Source organism: Shewanella youngdeokensis (assembly GCF_033180165.1).
GTDB classification, from domain to species: Bacteria; Pseudomonadota; Gammaproteobacteria; order Enterobacterales; family Shewanellaceae; genus Shewanella; species Shewanella youngdeokensis.
In genome coordinates, this window is sequence record NZ_CP136522.1 from 2,920,722 (window position 1) to 2,937,433 (window position 16,712).

14 protein-coding genes and 1 pseudogene are annotated in these 16,712 nt (G+C 44.5%); 5 read left to right on the top strand and 10 right to left on the bottom strand.

Annotation, left to right across the window (positions count from 1 at the left end; genetic code table 11):
• Positions 1–8: 8 nt before the first annotated feature.
• The 10 genes from oleD to RGE70_RS12445 all read right to left on the bottom strand — a co-directional run bounded on the left by oleD (position 9) and on the right by RGE70_RS12445 (position 12,759).
• A complete protein-coding gene (gene oleD, locus RGE70_RS12400; RefSeq protein WP_375087854.1) occupies positions 9–1,115 on the bottom strand; it encodes a 2-alkyl-3-oxoalkanoate reductase in 1,107 nt (368 codons plus the stop codon).
• Positions 1,116–1,121: 6 nt separating this feature from the next.
• Positions 1,122–2,831, bottom strand: a complete 1,710-nt coding sequence (oleC, locus tag RGE70_RS12405) for an olefin beta-lactone synthetase (protein ID WP_310471760.1) — start codon at positions 2,829–2,831, stop codon at positions 1,122–1,124.
• Between the two features lie 5 nt (positions 2,832–2,836).
• Entirely contained in the window at positions 2,837–3,742 is a 906-nt protein-coding gene (locus tag RGE70_RS12410; RefSeq protein ID WP_310471761.1) for an alpha/beta fold hydrolase, read from the bottom strand.
• A gap of 85 nt (positions 3,743–3,827) precedes the next feature.
• Positions 3,828–4,877 carry a 3-oxoacyl-ACP synthase III gene (locus RGE70_RS12415; RefSeq protein ID WP_310471762.1) on the bottom strand — a complete coding sequence of 350 codons (1,050 nt, stop codon included), beginning with the start codon at positions 4,875–4,877 and terminating at the stop codon, positions 3,828–3,830.
• A 251-nt stretch (positions 4,878–5,128) separates the two neighbouring features.
• The gene (locus RGE70_RS12420) at positions 5,129–6,394 is read right to left on the bottom strand and encodes a methyltransferase (RefSeq protein ID WP_310471763.1); all 1,266 of its coding nucleotides are present in this window, start codon (positions 6,392–6,394) and stop codon (positions 5,129–5,131) included.
• 208 nt (positions 6,395–6,602) lie between these two features.
• Entirely contained in the window at positions 6,603–6,962 is a 360-nt protein-coding gene (locus tag RGE70_RS12425) for a YajD family HNH nuclease (protein ID WP_310471764.1), read from the bottom strand.
• A 220-nt stretch (positions 6,963–7,182) separates the two neighbouring features.
• A complete protein-coding gene (gene phoU, locus RGE70_RS12430; protein ID WP_310471765.1) occupies positions 7,183–7,890 on the bottom strand; it encodes a phosphate signaling complex protein PhoU in 708 nt (235 codons plus the stop codon).
• 26 nt (positions 7,891–7,916) lie between these two features.
• Positions 7,917–8,735, bottom strand: coding sequence for a phosphate ABC transporter ATP-binding protein PstB (pstB, locus tag RGE70_RS12435; protein WP_310471766.1), 819 nt, complete (start codon positions 8,733–8,735; stop codon positions 7,917–7,919).
• 31 nt (positions 8,736–8,766) lie between these two features.
• Positions 8,767–10,419, bottom strand: coding sequence for a phosphate ABC transporter permease PstA (gene pstA / locus RGE70_RS12440; protein ID WP_310471767.1), 1,653 nt, complete (start codon positions 10,417–10,419; stop codon positions 8,767–8,769).
• 84 nt (positions 10,420–10,503) lie between these two features.
• Positions 10,504–12,759, bottom strand: a complete 2,256-nt coding sequence (locus RGE70_RS12445; protein ID WP_310471768.1) for an ABC transporter permease subunit — start codon at positions 12,757–12,759, stop codon at positions 10,504–10,506.
• A gap of 181 nt (positions 12,760–12,940) precedes the next feature.
• Between RGE70_RS12445 and RGE70_RS12450 the strand changes: the two genes are divergently transcribed.
• The 5 genes and pseudogenes from RGE70_RS12450 to RGE70_RS12470 all read left to right on the top strand — a co-directional run bounded on the left by RGE70_RS12450 (position 12,941) and on the right by RGE70_RS12470 (position 16,621).
• Positions 12,941–13,441, top strand: a complete 501-nt coding sequence (locus tag RGE70_RS12450; protein WP_310471769.1) for a glycine cleavage system transcriptional repressor — start codon at positions 12,941–12,943, stop codon at positions 13,439–13,441.
• Between the two features lie 285 nt (positions 13,442–13,726).
• Positions 13,727–14,152 (top strand): hypothetical protein, encoded by a 426-nt coding sequence (locus RGE70_RS12455; RefSeq protein WP_310471770.1) that lies wholly within the window; start codon positions 13,727–13,729, stop codon positions 14,150–14,152.
• A gap of 225 nt (positions 14,153–14,377) precedes the next feature.
• The gene (locus tag RGE70_RS12460; RefSeq protein ID WP_310471771.1) at positions 14,378–15,184 is read left to right on the top strand and encodes an alpha/beta fold hydrolase; all 807 of its coding nucleotides are present in this window, start codon (positions 14,378–14,380) and stop codon (positions 15,182–15,184) included.
• A gap of 96 nt (positions 15,185–15,280) precedes the next feature.
• Positions 15,281–15,364, top strand: a pseudogene (locus tag RGE70_RS12465) (Mobile element protein); the annotation flags it as partial.
• A gap of 438 nt (positions 15,365–15,802) precedes the next feature.
• Positions 15,803–16,621 carry a DUF2797 domain-containing protein gene (locus RGE70_RS12470; RefSeq protein ID WP_310471772.1) on the top strand — a complete coding sequence of 273 codons (819 nt, stop codon included), beginning with the start codon at positions 15,803–15,805 and terminating at the stop codon, positions 16,619–16,621.
• Positions 16,622–16,712: the final 91 nt, after the last annotated feature.

Sequence of the window (16,712 nt, forward strand, 5' to 3'; positions counted from 1 at the left end):
GTTCAAAATCAATTTAACGATTCTTTAAGTCGCTGCATACCTTCATCAATACTTACCACTGCACTGTAACCTAAATCGCGTTTTGCAGCGCTAATGTCAAAATAATGGCTTGTCGATAACTGTCTAGCCACAAAACGGGTCATTATTGGCTCTTCTGATTTACCCAAGAGGGTATAAATCGACTCCAGTATCACCCCAACACTATAGGCGAGTGAAGTTGGGACGCGTTTACTGACTTTCGGCAACGCCTGGCAGGCTAATATTTTATTTAGCATTTGTGCCATCGTTATTGGCTCGTCATTACTTAGGTAATAAGCCTTACCAGCGCATAAGGCTTGCAAGCCTTGTGCGTGAGCGGCACATAACCGCTCAGCGGCAAGAATATGCGCAAACGCCGCATTACCTACATAAATGGTATCGACTAATTTGTCACGCTTACCCACCAGTTTTAACCGGCCAGCTTTTGCTCGTTCAAGAACCCGTGGCACCAAATGCGGGTCGCCCGGTCCCCAAATTAAATGTGGTCGCAGCGACACCGTCTGTAACACTTGTCCGTTAGCGGTGTTATCGCCGTTGGCTGCTAGCATCATTTGCTCAGCAAGCGCTTTAGACTCGCCATAATAATTAAGGTACTGCGCCGCGTAAGGCGCTGACTCATCGCAGCCATTTTCATCAAGGCCAGTAAACGTAACACTCGGGGTACTGGTATAAATAAGCTGGCTAATATTGGCTTTTTTGCAAGCGTTAATAATGTACTTCGCCCCGTCAACATTAGGCGAATAATAGCTTTGTTTACTGCCCCAAACACCGGCTTTTGAGGCAACATGAAATACAATATCGCAGCCTTGCATGGCGCTGGTCACGCAGGTTTCATTGGCTAAATCACCTTTAACCATATTAACCCCCATTGCCGACAACTCTGGGTAGTCGCCTCGGGCAAATCCGGTCACGTTAATCCCCGCCGCCATTAATCGCTCACAAATAGCTTTACCTAAAAAGCCACCCGCGCCAGTGACAAAAGCATGTGATACACGCTGTTTTAGCGCTGTGAGCGCCGTTTGCTCAACAAGAGCAAAGTCCGTTATTGCAGGGGGTGATGCGTGAGTGTGTGGCACCGTCAATTATTCCTTGATCTGTTTCTGAGCCCAAATGGCCAGTTTTTCTCTAAATATTTTGGCGTTATGGCGAATATCAACCGGAAAATTAGGGTGGATTAAAAAGCGGATAATCCCCTGAGTCTGGCTATGCTGCTCTGCCAAGGTACATAACTGTTGATATAACACATTGGTTTTGGAGCACGCTATGGTGGTATCAAGCTCGATACACACCAAAGGCGTTAACCGGCCCGCTACCACAACTCCCACCAGCGCACTGCGCTTAACTTCTGGGTGAGTGTTAAAAATACGCTCTGTGGGAATAGAGTAATAACGTTGCATAGAGCCTGCTGCGGTGATGGCATCAACTCGGTGCGCTTTACGGCCGCACATCCATAGCAACCCGGCGTCATCAAGGTAGCCTAAATCTCCCATACGATGCCGCGTCGCAACGCCATCAGTCATTTTAGCAGCACGTGTTGCGGTGTCTCTTTGGTAATAACTGCGGCTGACCATAGATCCTTTCACCACGATTTCGCCAATCTGGTTAGCGGGCAGTTTGAGCGCTTCATGCCATTGTGAGATAGGGTTTTCGTCTATATCAATAATCGCGATAACAACCCCTTCAATTGCATCTCCTACACATATGCCCCCACCATGGTCTGTCACATCAGTCGTATTAAACAGTGACTGACTGCCAATTTTGCTCAACGGTAAAGCTTCTGTCGCGCCGTAAGAGTTAAGCACTTCAACATCGCTGTTGAGCATAGTGCTAAAACGCTTAATTGAGCCGATCGTTGCAGGCGCACCCGCGGAAATGACGCGCTTAATGCTGGGAATTTTATGATTTACAGGGCTACCAGCATCACCGAGGCGTTCTATCAATGCAGGGTTAATAAACATATTGCTACATTGGTATTTTTCTATCGCCGCAAAGATAAAATCGGGGTTAGCCGTAATGGGTTTGCTGGCATCCATGTCTGGCACAATAGATGCCATGCCTAGCGCGGGGCCAAATAACGAAAATAGCGGAAACGTGGCTAAATCACGTTCCCCCGGTTTAATGCCATAATCTAGCTTTAACGCGCTAATTTGCGCTTCAAACATTTTATGAGAATACACCACACCTTTAGGAGTACCAGTACTGCCACTGGTGAACAATATCGCCGCCATTGCGTCTTCATTAAGCAATTGCATTGCAAATGGTTGTGGGTCAACTCTTGAGTTATTCACAATGTCATCGAGGCTATAAGCGCCAGTAACAGTGTTAATCAAGCGCCCACCGCCAACGGTGATCAAATGCTTGACGCTGCGCTTGCCCCAACCAAACAAGCGGCGGGCAATATGTGCCTTGGGGATCCCAATAAACACATCGGGCTTGGCTTCAATAAAGCACTGTTTGAGATTTTTAACACCCATGCCCGGATCAACCAAAATAGGCACGATACCGGCTTTAAATAACCCGAACGTCAAACAGAAAAAGTCGATACTGGGGGTAACCATCAACACCGCTTTCATGCCCGGTGTCAGCCCAAAATGTATCAGCGCTGCTGCAATGTGGTCACTTTTACGATTAAGCGTTTGAAAGTCCATCTCTTCATAGCTTAAACCGTCAATCGACCTTCCGGCTGAGTGTTGAACGGCAGCAGCAAGGTGATCAGGGATGGTGTTAGCAGCCTCAACAAGGTGACGACAAAGGTTAGCATTACCTTGTTGAGCTTCAACCGGGTTACTCATGCGCATTACGCCATGGTTTCTGTGGTGGCATCGATACTGTTTGCCGCAATAAACGTTTCAATGTGGTTAATCACTTCATCGCTGGCATCTTCTAAAATGTAGTGACCACAATCGGCAAACTCGTGCACAGTGGCATGCGGCATTCTTAGTTTCCATTCATCTAAAAAGTGCTTATCAAATACAAAGTCTTTAAGGCCCCAACAAATCACGGTCGGCACCTTGGTAAACTGGTCTAAACTGGCGGCAATGTCTGACACCATCTGATAATTTCGGTCACCCGCTTTTAGCGGAATATCCTGCACAAAACGCAATGTTGATATGCGGTTGTCCCACGAGTTAAACGGGGCGACATAAGCTTTGCGAATATCTTTATGCATAGGTTTACGTTTAACGCCAACATATGACGCCGCCGATGAAAAAGCATTAAAGCCACGCACTAAGAAAGTACCTAACATCGTATTACGGCAAATAGATAATGCCCACGGAAACGGCTTACTTTTTGGTAAATGAAACGCACTGGTGTTTAAAATAACCAAACGTTTAATGCGCTCAGGGTAACGCGCCGCATAGCCCATACCAATCATCCCGCCCCAATCATGGACAACCAGAGTGATATTGTCGGTAACATCAAGGTGTTCAAGCAAGGCTTCAAGGTCATCTATACGGCTTTTTAGCGTGTAATCGTAACCGCTATCGTTGGGTTTATCCGATAAACCACAGCCAATATGATCTGGCACAATACATTGGTGCTTACCGCTTAACGCGCTAATCAAATGCCGGTAATAAAACGACCAACTGGGGTTACCATGTACCATGACCACAGGGTCGCCAGAACCTTCGTTTACATACTGTAACTTGTTGCCGTTTCGGTCTAAATAATTACGTTTAAAAGGGTGCAGAGTGTCTAACATGACGCGTCCTATAATTTTTATTTTGAGCTTTTGACGGGTAACCGTAGATATAATTAGCCAGCGGAGAAACCACTGGCTTAAGGCGTTACCATTTCAGGCCTAACATCATGCAATTTAACCCACTACCTATGCCTAAAAAGCTGACTTGGTCACCGCTTTTCAAAAAACCTTGGTCATGCGCAATCGCAGCAGTTACCGGCAGCGAAACGGTGCCCATGTTGCCCAGCAATTCATAAGTAGGGAACTCTTTTTCTTCTGGAATATTTAAAGCATTCAGCACACTACGGCGGTTAGATGATCCCACTTGATGACAAATAACTTTATCAACTTGCTCCCCTAACCAACTGCGCTGCGCTAAAAAGTGGCTCCAAGTATGGCGAGCCAACTCAACGCCTTCTTTCAGTAAGGCAACGCCATTGGTGCGCATGTATTCGCGGTACAATTGTGGGCCAGCTTCTTCAAGCCCCCATTGGCATAAGTCGTTATGCTGCGGTGCAGACAAGTGGCTGGCACCCAGTAATTGATGTTCACGCGCCCCTTTTAAGTTGAGGCTACCGTCGGTCAACAACACTGCAACTGCGCCAGAGCCACCGGTAAGCGTAGCTAGTGACTGAGCAAAATTTGGCATGGTTGGTTCGGCTAGCATTTTGTCGATAGTAATATCAACAATGTGGCGTGCTGATTCACACGAAACCACCAAGCCTGCTTTAATTTGGCCTAATTCGATACGGTTAGCAATATCGAGAATACCGGACAACACGCCTAAACACGCGTTACTAATATCGTAAATAGCGGTGTTTTCTGACACCCCCAACTCGGCCGCAATACGGCACGCTGTAGCGGGTTCATGTTGGTCACGACACACACCGGTATACACTACGGCACCTAAATCGCTAATTTCAACATCGGTTTCTGCAATCGCTTTTTGCGCCGCGGCGAGAGCACCGTCCGACAAACGATGCCCTTTAGGCCACCAGCGTCTTTCATGGATCCCGGTTAATGCAGCAAGTTGCCCCATAGGGATGTGAAACTTTTTGTATAATGGCGCTAACCGAGACTCAAGTTCTGAAGTTGAAACCACTTCAGGCGCTAACTCGTAGGCCATACTATTGATAAAAACGCGGGAATATTTCATGAAACTTAATTTATTCGCTCACTAGAGTGGCCTACTTTCGACCAATATAGAAAATTATGTATTATTAACCAGCCATTTGAGCAAGAAAAGCCTGATTATTCAATAAAAAACATCATAAATGAGCGCTTTAAGCCTTTGCTTTTATATGTCAATAACAGCGTTTTGGGAACCAATTTTAGCACTAAAAAAATAATTACAACTTAATAAACAGATTGTTACGCAATTATTAATTATTAGTGCCGTGAGCTTTTTTATTTAAACGCTCGGATCAGCGCATTTCGAGGGGTCACACTGTTTGCACAAAATTCGCTCAACTCAACTTGATAACCCGCTTCTTGCATAAAACAAACCCGGTCAAGTAACAACCAACGCTCTAGTATAGCGCGAAATAAATGCGCAACCAGATCAATGCGTCGCGTCAGTCGCTGTCGCTCGTAACCCAGGTTTTCATAATGAGCCCAATCAACATCGCTTGCCAGCGGCACATTTTTAGTGCCTGCCGCCCATAGGCAAAACGAGTCAAATGCACCATTGAGTTGACTTTGTTTTATCGACGGAATAGGTAAATATTGGTCTTCGCCGCGCATGTCTCGCTGTAAGCTATCAAAGCCTAAACGCCAGGCCATTTCTTGCAAGCGATATTGATTGTGTTTTGTACTGGCTATGGTGCTTTGCTGTAATGGTAACTGCAGATCAGCCCGCGACAACATAAGCGGACTCATTTGAGCCTCAGCAGACAGCGGTTGATAGTGTTTTGCTTGAATGAGGTGATAACAACACGGCGATATCACCACCTGCTTGGTGCCTTTATCACTAGCATGGCGCAGTAAGGTTACATGTAAGTCACCACAGGCATGTAGCGCTACAGCCAGTTGCTTGGCTTGTAGTTGGCCGTTTTGCCCAGCAAATGCATCGGCGCACACAAAACGTTGCGGTAACTGCCATTGGTCGGCAAAACGCTGCCCAGCGTCGCACAGGCTTTGCTGCCACTCTAAGCTGACTACGCTGCGCTGTTTAGCTTTAGCGATTAAGCGCCCTAAATGCCCTTTGCCAGCGCACCATTCTAAAACCGGCAATGTACTGTCGGGCAGCTGCGCAACAAACGCTGTAATTTGTTGCCATTTACGCCCTTTAATATGTGCACTAAAGTGCGCCATATCGTCGCTATCAATCAATGGTGCTGGCATTATTGCTTTAGCCTGCACTGAGCTGGTAACGGGGCTCAAATTAGCGATAAACAGCTCCATGTTCCACGTTAACCCCTGCGTCGATAAATCTTGCTGTAAAAAGGGTAACAAACTCTGGTTAAGCCTTACCTGGCAGGCGTCAATAGCATCAATGTCTGCGTCGGGGATTGACCAAACGTAGTGCGCTAATGCCGGAAAACTGTCTGCCCACGGCAGCTGTTTGCATTCAAAGCTGCGATTTTGCCAAAGTTGCCGGCTGGCATTGAGCAATGTATCTAACTGTTTAAATTCAATAGTAAAAAGTGATGCTTGGCTGTTGTTTTGCGGCATAATCGGTACGTCTTGTGTTTAGGGCAGTCGTTAAGGGGTAAGTCAATTTGTGTAATCGTGAATGCGGCTAACGACTTATCAACCGTATTGTTAGCCTCTGCGTTATCGCGCCCGAACTTGCAGCATTATTTGCCTAGCCAAACTAGTAATAGTGAAAAAGCCGCTAACAGCGGCTTTATCGAACAATAGACGCTACTAATTAAAACACCTATTTTTTTAGCATGCTTTTTAGATCAGCAAACGGGTTATACGTTGCAGCTTCAACTTTCGCCTCAGTGGTGGCACCGTATTGGATCAGCTCTTCAAATTTTGAATGTTCGTTGTCGTGACAATACAAACATAGCAGTTCCCAGTTAGAGCCATCTGATGGGTTATTGTCATGGTTGTGATCACGGTGATGTACTGTTAGCTCACGCAAGTTGGCATTATTAAACTCACGAGTACAACGACCACAAACCCAAGGATATAGCTTAAGCGCCTGTTCACGGTAGCCGGTTTCGCGTTTAGCCTTGTATTCCCGCGCTTCTGCTAACACTTTATCTAATTTACTTTGCCCTGCTACTGACATGGAGTTGCTCTCATCTTGATTGAATACTAAATTAATTGCGATTCTATCATTGAAGCGAATGGAGGGGTATATCTTGCGATAAATTTATCAACTGAGAATGCTTGGAAAATGCTTAAATGTGATCTTAAAAATAATGACAAAATAGCTAATTGCGATGAACACAGACTATGCTGCGTTCACCGCCAAAGGGCAAATTGCTAACCCACTACTAGCCTATTAATTAAAGGAGATCTTTTTCCATCTCTTCATAAGAGATATGGCGAACATCTTTACCTTTAACATAGTAAATAATGTACTCACAAATATTTTGACAACGGTCGCCAACACGTTCAACCGCACGCGCCGCCCACAGTACGTCTAATACTTCAGGAATCGAGCGCGGATCAGCCATCATGTAGGTCATTAATTGACGAATAATGCCTTCATACTCTTTATCTAGCTTGGTGTCTTCTTTATGCAACGCCAGAGCAATGTCGGCATCCATACGAGCAAAAGCATCGAGTGTGGCATGTAAGTTACGGGTAGCATGACGCCCCATATTCTCAATGCTTACCAACAATGGTTGCTGGTTTTTAGAGCGCTTATCAAGCGCCGCGTTAGCAATTTTTACGCAGGCATCACCAATGCGCTCAAGGTCGCTAATGGTTTTTGAAATTGCTAATACTAAGCGTAAGTCACTAGCTGCAGGTTGGCGCTTGGCAATGATGCGGGTACATTCTTCATCAATACCGACTTCCATACCATTAACTTTGTGGTCACCTTCAATGACTTTTTGAGCCAGCTCAGAATCCAGCGCGGCTAATGCATCAAGCGACTGCTCTAGCTGACGCTCAACTAAGCCCCCCATAATCAATACTCGATTACGGATATCTTCAAGTTCGGCATTAAACTGACCCGAGATATGTTTATTTAAATTCATGTTTTCCATTGCCATTAAACCTCTGTCAGCCCAAATTAACCGTAACGACCCGTAATGTAATCTTCGGTTTTCTTCTTACGTGGTGTGGTAAAAATAGTATTGGTATTGGCGTATTCAACCAACTCGCCCATATACATAAAGGCCGTTTGATCCGACACGCGAGCAGCCTGCTGCATATTATGCGTCACAATAACGACGGTGTATTTTGATTTAAGCTCAGTGATCAACTCTTCAATCGTTAACGTTGAAATAGGATCCAGTGCCGATGTCGGTTCATCGAGTAGCAGCACTTCTGGTTCAATTGCAATGGCGCGGGCAATAACCAAACGTTGCTGCTGACCACCAGACAAGCCAAAGGCATTGTCATGGAGTCGGTCTTTTACTTCATCCCAAATTGCCGCGCCGCGTAATGAACGTTCCGCTGCTTCGTCTAGATCTCGGCGGTTATTCACCCCTTGCAGGCGAAGGCCGTAAACCACATTTTCGTAAATTGATTTTGGAAATGGGTTCGGGCGTTGAAACACCATACCCACGTTACGGCGCAAGGCTGCAACATCGACTTTTTTGTCATAAATATTTTGGCCATGCAGCAAAATTTCACCGCCAATATGACAATCGTCTACCAGATCATTCATCCGGTTAATACAGCGCAGCAGTGTTGACTTACCACAACCACTTGGGCCAATAAATGCCGTAACCTTCTTTTTAGGGATATGCATCGACACATCAAACAGTGCCTGCTTATCGCCATATTTTAGGTCAAGGTTACGGATCTCTAGCGCCGTGTCTGCTTTACTTAAGTTTTCTAGGTCTAACATGTCGTTGGTCTTTACCGATTGATCTATTGAAATCATTTTATTTCCTATCACTTAGGATAATCGTCAATTAATGCTCAAGCGAACGATATTTTTCGCGTAAGTGGTTTCGAACACCAATGGCGGTTAAGTTTAACGCCACGATCACCGAGACCAAAAGGAAAGAAGTCGCGTATACCAGAGGGCGTGCAGCTTCTACGTTAGGGCTTTGGAAACCAACATCGTAGATGTGGAAACCTAAATGCATGAACTTGCGTTCTAAATGTACAAATGGGAAGTTCAAGTCGACCGGCAGCGTCGGTGCCAGTTTAACCACACCCACCAACATCAGCGGTGCCACCTCACCTGCAGCACGTGCTACAGCCAAGATAAGTCCGGTCATAATCGCTGGGCTAGCCATTGGAATAATGATCCGCCATAGCGTTTCAGCCTTGGTGGCACCCAGTGCCAAACTACCTTGGCGCACTGAAATTGGAATTCGGCTTAGGCCTTCTTCTGTCGATACAATGACCACAGGTAAAGTTAAAATCGCTAAGGTCAGTGCTGACCAAATCACCCCTGGCGAACCAAACGTTGGCGCAGGTAAAGCTTCAGGGTAAAACAGTTGATCGATTGAACCACCAAACATGTAAACAAAAAAGCCTAGGCCAAACACACCGTAAACAATAGACGGCACACCGGCTAAGTTAATAACCGCGATGCGGATCATTTTAGTAATTGGGCCTTTTTTAGCATATTCATGTAGATAAATAGCCGCGATAACCCCAAATGGCGTCACAATTACCGCCATCAACATCACCATGAACACGGTGCCGAAAATAGCTGGAAACACCCCACCCTCGGTATTAGCTTCACGTGGGTCATCACTAACAAACTTACCGATCCCAATAAACCAATGGCCAATTTTACCCAAGGTACCAAGACGGTTAGCGTAGGTGACGTCTAAAATCGTATCGAGCTTAAGCGTGACTTCTTCGCCGCGCATGTCGCGAATAATCACATAGTCACGCCCCGCTTGTGCTTTAAGGGCAAAGAATTCCTTTTCTACCAGTTGGTATTCAGCATTAAGCTTGGCACGTTGCGCTTCAATGTCAGCTTTACGGCTTGGTGTTAGTTCATTATCTAACTCATAAGCGCGAGCCTCTAACCTTAAGTTTTCTAACTCATAGTTAATGGTTCCAATCACGCCTTTTTGAAGTGCAAGAGCTTCATCGTTTAACGCTACGGCACGTTCAATATGTTCAGCAAAAGCAGTTTCAATATTGTCTGGCGATAAACGCTCACCATCTTCAATAAGGCCTACCGGATACCCATAAAAATCACCATTTTTACTACGCTCAATCACCGCAATGTCATTAGGCTTTGAGCGCGAAATAATATTGGTTTCCATTACCCAGCGAAAATCTAAATTCACAAATTCGCGGTTACCGGTTTTAATCAAGTAACGGGTTACTGTGTCGCCGACATCGGCATCAAAAGTGTGACCGGCCGACAATAAACGCTCAACAGGCACTTCTTCTCTATCGTATATTTCGCCGATAATGACTGAGCGTTGATTATGTTCGTCTTTAATCTCCCACTGATAAATATCAGCAGGCCAAAAGTAACTCAAACCACGCCATGCGATGAGCAGAAGCAGCCCTAGCACCGCGATTAAACATACGCTTACTGCGCCACTGGTCATCCAAATCCATGGAGAGCCAGACTTAAACCACTTACCCATTAGCTAAACCTCGTACGGCAACAAGCGAAATCGTGTTTAATAACATCTTATTTTTAATCATCAAAACATCCATAAAATCTGCCCTTACAATGAGCTATAACGTTCACGTAGTCGTTGTCTGACAACTTCTGCGATGGTGTTGAACAAGAACGTAAAGATAAACAGTACAAATGCGGCGAGGAACAACACTCGGTAATGTGAGCTACCAATTGCCGACTCAGGCATTTCAACCGCAATATTTGCTGCAAGAGTTCGCATACCTTCAAACACGCTCCACTCCATAATTGCCGTGTTACCTGTAGCCATTAACACAATCATGGTTTCACCTACTGCACGACCAAGTCCCATCATCACCGCCGAGAAAATACCAGGGCTAGCGGTTAGCAATACTACGCGGGTTAAGGTCTGCCATGTGGTAGCACCGAGCGCCAAACTCCCGTTTGATAAATGACGCGGAACAGAGAACACGGCATCTTCTGCAATTGAGAAAATAGTCGGAATAACCGCAAAGCCCATGGCAATACCTACGACTAACGCGTTACGTTGGTCAAAAGTAATACCCAATTCGTTGGTAATGTACATGCGTGAGTCGCCACCAAAAAACGCTAACTCAATGGCAGGGCTAACGGCAAACGAGAACCAGCCAATAAACATAACCACTGGAACTAACATCAGCTCTTGGTAGGTCTCTGGTAGGCGCTGCTTCCAATTGGCAGGCAATTTATGCCAAGCAAAAGCTGTCGACAGCACCGAAGCCGGCAGCAGTATTAATAAGGTTAAAATACCAGGCAAATTATTTTCTATTAGCGGAGCCAACCAAAGCCCAGCTAAGAAACCTAAAATAACCGTAGGTAGCGCTTCCATTATCTCAATAGTAGGTTTAACAAACGCGCGCACTTTTGGGGACATAAAGTAAGCAGTGTAAACGGCACCGGCAATCGCTAACGGCGTAGCAAATAGCATGGCGTAAAATGCCGCTTTCATGGTACCAAATGCTAACGGCATTAAGCTTAATTTAGCTTCAAAGTCATCAGAGCCCGACGTTGATTGCCACACATATTTAGGTTCTGGGTAGCCTTCGTACCAAACCGCGCTCCACATTGCGCTCCACGACACCTCAGGGTGCGTGTTCGACACGCTAAACATATTAAGCTTGCCGTCAGCTTCTACAATCAGTGCATTTGAGCGTGGACCAAAGCCAACCGTACCAGGATTTTTAAGGTCAAAGTTGTCTGAAAACAGTTCACGTTCACTTGTGGTATACAGCAGGCTTACATTGCCGCCTTCAGTAATTGTGACAAAACTTTTACGGTAAAATTCAGACGCTACACTCTTAATGCCAGGCTCATTCTCGAACTGACGGATCTCTTGATATTGACGCCCCTGCTCACCGTTAACCTGAAAATACTGCTGCACTAAACCAGTGTCGTAACTGACCAGTAACGAACTTGCTCCAGCCAGCAAGCTTACGTTGCTCACGTTAGCTGATGCGCGGCCAAGCTCAAGTACTTGCTTAAGGCTAACTTCCTCAGCGTCACGAATATCGTACACAAATAGCTTGTTGCCAGAACTTAAAATTAATTGGCGTTGGTCTGGTGTTAATAGCTGCTGCTGAACATGCATTGGTGCATCAGGAATAATACCTGTGTAAGACACCCACTCGACCTCTTCGGTCATCATGTTCTCTTCGCCTTCTTGACGAGATATGCGCCACACTTGGTTATCGTCTTGATAAACAAAGCTCATTTTATCGCTGCTGTAATCAAAGGCTAAATGGTTAATCGCATGCCCTTGTTCATCAACAGTAAAAGGCACACTGCCATTAGGAAAACGTAGTTTAGGGGTAATAACGCGGTTGTTATCTGGGTAGGTAACGCCAAATTCAATACCCGCGACAATCACTTGCCCGTTGCTTAAACCTAACGCAAAGCGCTGCTCACTCGGTACCGACGCGGCGCTGCTAACAACATGCGCATCGGCTGGAGTATTAATTTGTTCAGTGCGTAAACGTTGCGACGTTTGAGTATCATAAAAGTCCACTTTACCCTGTTGCGATACGCGATACATAACTTCGTTTTGCTCATCGCTACCCACCATTAACGCAGGCTGAGAGTCGTGATACTGCACACTGGCAACCGGTAACACCTCAGCGCTATCGAATAAAGGCTTAATGACATAAAGTAGATAAAAGAAGATCAATAACAACGCCACAAACACCATAGTGCCACCAATTGTGACACCGATTTGGGCTGCTTTATCCTTGATTGCTCTGCGCGAAGTACCATTGTTTATCAATAGGTTTTTTGCTGCAGGTCCAGGCTGAGATACCTGAGTTTCCATTAAGAACCTCGATTATTATAAAGCCAGTAAAAATAAACTGGGATTGTATCAGCGACTGTGGTAACTGTAGGGTTATCAAGTACGCACTACACTGACATATTTTAATGTGGTGCATTATATGACGCGAAAATGACACTAGTGTTACAGTGGCAAACTTATTAACTAATGAGGTTATATCAATATGTTAAGGTATCTAGTTACGTTACAAGCATCTGACCGTGAAGGGCTAGTTGAACAAATAGCTCACGCAGTAAGCCGACACGGCGGTAATTGGTTAGATTCTGAGCTGCGCCATATCGATGGCATATTTGCGGCAATCATGTTGTTAGAAGTCCCCGCCGCACATTGGGAACCGTTACTTGAAACCCTCGAATGTTTAGAGGGAGTGTCGCTCACTTTCGCAAAAACTAGCGCCCCAATAGACAAAGACACTCATCTCAGTTATTCACTTGTCGCCTACGACCGCCCCGGACTCGTGCACGAAATATCAAATAAAATTAGTGCACTTGGCATTAACATTGAACACATGAGCACCCGCTATGAAAGTGCCAGCCATTCCGGTATTGCCCTGTTCAGAGCAGACTTTAACGTCGGCCTTAAGAACCCTGAACATGCAGATAAACTTACCGACGCCTTGTACGCCATTGGCAACGACGTGGTGCTAGATAAAGTACCAAGTTAATTGCGCTGCAGTTTGCCGCTGGTCAAAGCATTAGCTAAATAAACTAGAGTATTCACCAAGTCATGGTGCTTTTATATTGAAAGCACCAATACCAAAAACTTACGCGTGTCTAACCCTTTGCAGCGACTACAGGTAATTGAAACAATGTATCAAGGCCAATTAAAAGTATGTTATGTCTATTTATGCTCAGCTCCGGTTTAGCATCTTTAACAAAACTATTATGGCTCTGGCTTTCAGCTATCCCACGTTTAATTGGAGAGCAACATCTTTTAGTGGGGAATCATTATGTCTAGGGGAAACCTGAAATTCAAAGTTGCTAGCTCAATTCTCGCTTTATACGCAACTATTGGTTTTGGAGTGATAATATTCTCAGGTTTTGAGGATATGATTAATTTGCTATTTTTCTTTGTTATTTGTGTTTTAATACCCGCTTATGGCGCGTACGGTACTTTAATAAAAAACCGTATTGCTATTTTTGTTTCAATGGTTTTATTTATTTTTCAAGCTTTTCGCTCTGTTGGGCATGATAGCTTAATTCCGCATATTGCTCCCATATCGGTGTCTTTTCCAGTGGGTAACTTCTCAAATGGTCAAGGGTATTTAATTGATTATTTTGCTATTTTAATGGCTTTATTATTGGCTTGGTTGTTTAAGATAGTAATTACCCCTAACACATATGAGCCTCCTGCAAACATAGACACACATGATTAATGGCACAGTCAAACTCAGTCAAGGAACAGAGTTAACAGCACGCGCTTCAAACTCGCCATTTTTGCCTTATAAAGCGCTGCTTTAGCGAAAAATCCACTAGCAGCATGCCAAACATTGTTTTGTATCAAACGAAAGGTCACTCGTGCATTGTAGTGTGTTATAGAGGTCGTTATGTTATTGATTAACTATGGCTGGCTTAGTATTTTTTGTGTTTAAGGAATGTACGTGAAACCTGGATGGTTATTTTTAGTACTTTTGGTTGCTTTTAGTGCTGAAGCTGAAATAAATTTAGTGAAAGTAAAAGGCTACGATGTTGAATATGAAATTAAAGGAAGCGGGAAGCGGATAGTTTTCCTCGAAGCTGGAGGTTCTGCTGGGTTATCTGATTGGAATCCCGTCTTTGAAACTCTAGCTCAAAAAACCAAAGTTATTCGCTATTCAAGAATTGGGAATGGTGGTTCTGAGAAAATTAAAAAGAATTACACTTCCGAAGAATATGCCGAAGAAGCATCTTTGCTTCTTGATGCTTTAGAAATAGATCAACCAGTAGTTTACGTAGCTCATTCTTACGGGGCATATATCGCAAGGCGTTTTGCGTCAACGTACCCTGAAAAAGTATCAGCCTTAATGCTGATAGAGCCAGCTTCAGAGCATGATGTCGATATAATGCGTAAAATTGATCTAGAGTTAGCTGAAAAAGAAATCGCCCAAGTAAAGCTAGATGATCTTGCAAATGGTATGTCTAATAATTATTTAGATTTTTGGTCAAAACGTCCATTACCAAATTACCCTCAAATTCCAGATATCCCAGTAACTGTAATAGTCTCAACAAAAAAATTTGCAGATCCCCCACTTCTATTTTTCACTGATCAAGCTCGCGATATGTGGGGACAATTGCACTCGAACTGGGTAAATACCTTTCCACAGGGCAAAGCAGTCTTAACAAATAAAAGTTATCACTATCCGCAAAATGACGAACCAGAAATGGTTGTTGCAGAAGTAGCTGAACTGTTGTCCCGTATTAAACACTAACAAGAGCATTAACAAAACACATAGACACCCTTCATTAAATGGCACGAATTCCCCCTCCGACTAAGCTTGCTTGTTAAGTTTTAGTTGGAGGTTGAAATGCCACGCCCTAGAAGAACTCTAGTGAGTCTTGAAGACACACCTTATTACCATTGCTATAGTCGAGTTGTTCAGCATGTGTTTTCTTCCTAGTGCTTTTTATTAAAAACACCAATGCTAAAAGTTCGACTTTTCTAACCCAGTGTAGATGCGGTTGAGGCCTTTGGTTTCAAGGATGAAACCGCAGAGCGGTCATGGATGACGAACAGCGTGCCTCAGCAGTATCTGCACATATGCTGCCGCAGGCAATTGGAACCACAGATGCTATTTGTTGTAATTTAGCTTCCAAGTAAACAATCAAAGTCATGGCGCTTCGCCACGCCCGACTAAGCTTGCTTAATAAGTTTTAGTCAGAGCCACAAATACCACCTCAATTTTGCGTGGTTAACGATATAGCCACTAACCTGCATTTCACAGTATCGCTTTAGCCGCTTACATATGTATTAGCAATCGATAAAACCATTCAGAATAGACTGAAACATTCTGGTAGACTGTGTAAAACCTTATAAGAAATATAATGTCATGCTTGGAACACTCAGAAAAATGCGCAGCCACCTTGATGAGAATCAACAGGTGCAATATCAATTACCCGTTGGCGATGAGCTACTTGATTTAAACCCTCTTATCGGCTCAACACTCACGCTAACCCATACTGGCAAAATCCTATGTTGTAGCTGTGGTAAAAAGACCAAAAAGAGCTATTCGCAAGGGCATTGTTATGTGTGTATGCAAAAATTGGCCAGTTGCGATATGTGTATAATGAAGCCAGAAACCTGTCACTTTGCTGCAGGTACCTGCCGCGAACCATCATGGGGCGAGGCTAACTGTTTTGTCCCCCATTATGTTTATTTGTCGAATACTTCAGGGATTAAAGTCGGGATCACCCGCCATACTCAGCTACCAACACGCTGGATTGATCAGGGCGCTACACAAGGGCTACCGATTTTTAAAGTCGAAACTCGGTTTATTTCTGGCTTGGTTGAAATAGCATTAGCGGCAATGATTGCCGATAAAACCAATTGGCGCACCATGCTAAAAGGCAATGCCGATGACATGGACTTAAAGCAACAGGCCGAGATATTGATCCCGCAAATCACCGAGCGTTTAGCCCAAATTACCGCAGAACATGGCGAACATGCCATAACCAAACTAGATGAACCTATTCAGTCGATTCAGTTTCCGGTGCTGGAGTTTCCAACTAAAATTGCCTCGCACAATTTTGACAAGACCCCAGAGGTGACCGGCATATTGAAGGGCATAAAAGGCCAATATCTTATTTTTGATACCGGCGTCATTAATATCCGTAAATTTGGCTCTTATGAAATTAGTGTAACGGTCTAACTTATTGAGTTAACACCTCATATGATGGGGTGTTTAACTGCGTTACGCGCGCCAAAATCACTGAGCGCGTAACGTAATTAACTGAGCTGCG

Excerpts from the sequence above, each read along its gene's own strand:
- oleC (WP_310471760.1), bottom strand. The coding sequence starts at position 2,831 with ATGAGTAACCCGGTTGAAGCTCAACAAGGTAATGCTAACCTTTGTCGT.
- RGE70_RS12410 (WP_310471761.1), bottom strand. The coding sequence starts at position 3,742 with ATGTTAGACACTCTGCACCCTTTTAAACGTAATTATTTAGACCGAAAC.
- RGE70_RS12415 (WP_310471762.1), bottom strand. The coding sequence starts at position 4,877 with ATGAAATATTCCCGCGTTTTTATCAATAGTATGGCCTACGAGTTAGCG.
- RGE70_RS12420 (WP_310471763.1), bottom strand. The coding sequence starts at position 6,394 with ATGCCGCAAAACAACAGCCAAGCATCACTTTTTACTATTGAATTTAAA.
- RGE70_RS12425 (WP_310471764.1), bottom strand. The coding sequence starts at position 6,962 with ATGTCAGTAGCAGGGCAAAGTAAATTAGATAAAGTGTTAGCAGAAGCG.
- phoU (WP_310471765.1), bottom strand. The coding sequence starts at position 7,890 with ATGGAAAACATGAATTTAAATAAACATATCTCGGGTCAGTTTAATGCC.
- pstB (WP_310471766.1), bottom strand. The coding sequence starts at position 8,735 with ATGATTTCAATAGATCAATCGGTAAAGACCAACGACATGTTAGACCTA.
- pstA (WP_310471767.1), bottom strand. The coding sequence starts at position 10,419 with ATGGGTAAGTGGTTTAAGTCTGGCTCTCCATGGATTTGGATGACCAGT.
- RGE70_RS12445 (WP_310471768.1), bottom strand. The coding sequence starts at position 12,759 with ATGGAAACTCAGGTATCTCAGCCTGGACCTGCAGCAAAAAACCTATTG.
- RGE70_RS12450 (WP_310471769.1), top strand. The coding sequence starts at position 12,941 with ATGTTAAGGTATCTAGTTACGTTACAAGCATCTGACCGTGAAGGGCTA.
- RGE70_RS12455 (WP_310471770.1), top strand. The coding sequence starts at position 13,727 with ATGTCTAGGGGAAACCTGAAATTCAAAGTTGCTAGCTCAATTCTCGCT.
- RGE70_RS12470 (WP_310471772.1), top strand. The coding sequence starts at position 15,803 with ATGCTTGGAACACTCAGAAAAATGCGCAGCCACCTTGATGAGAATCAA.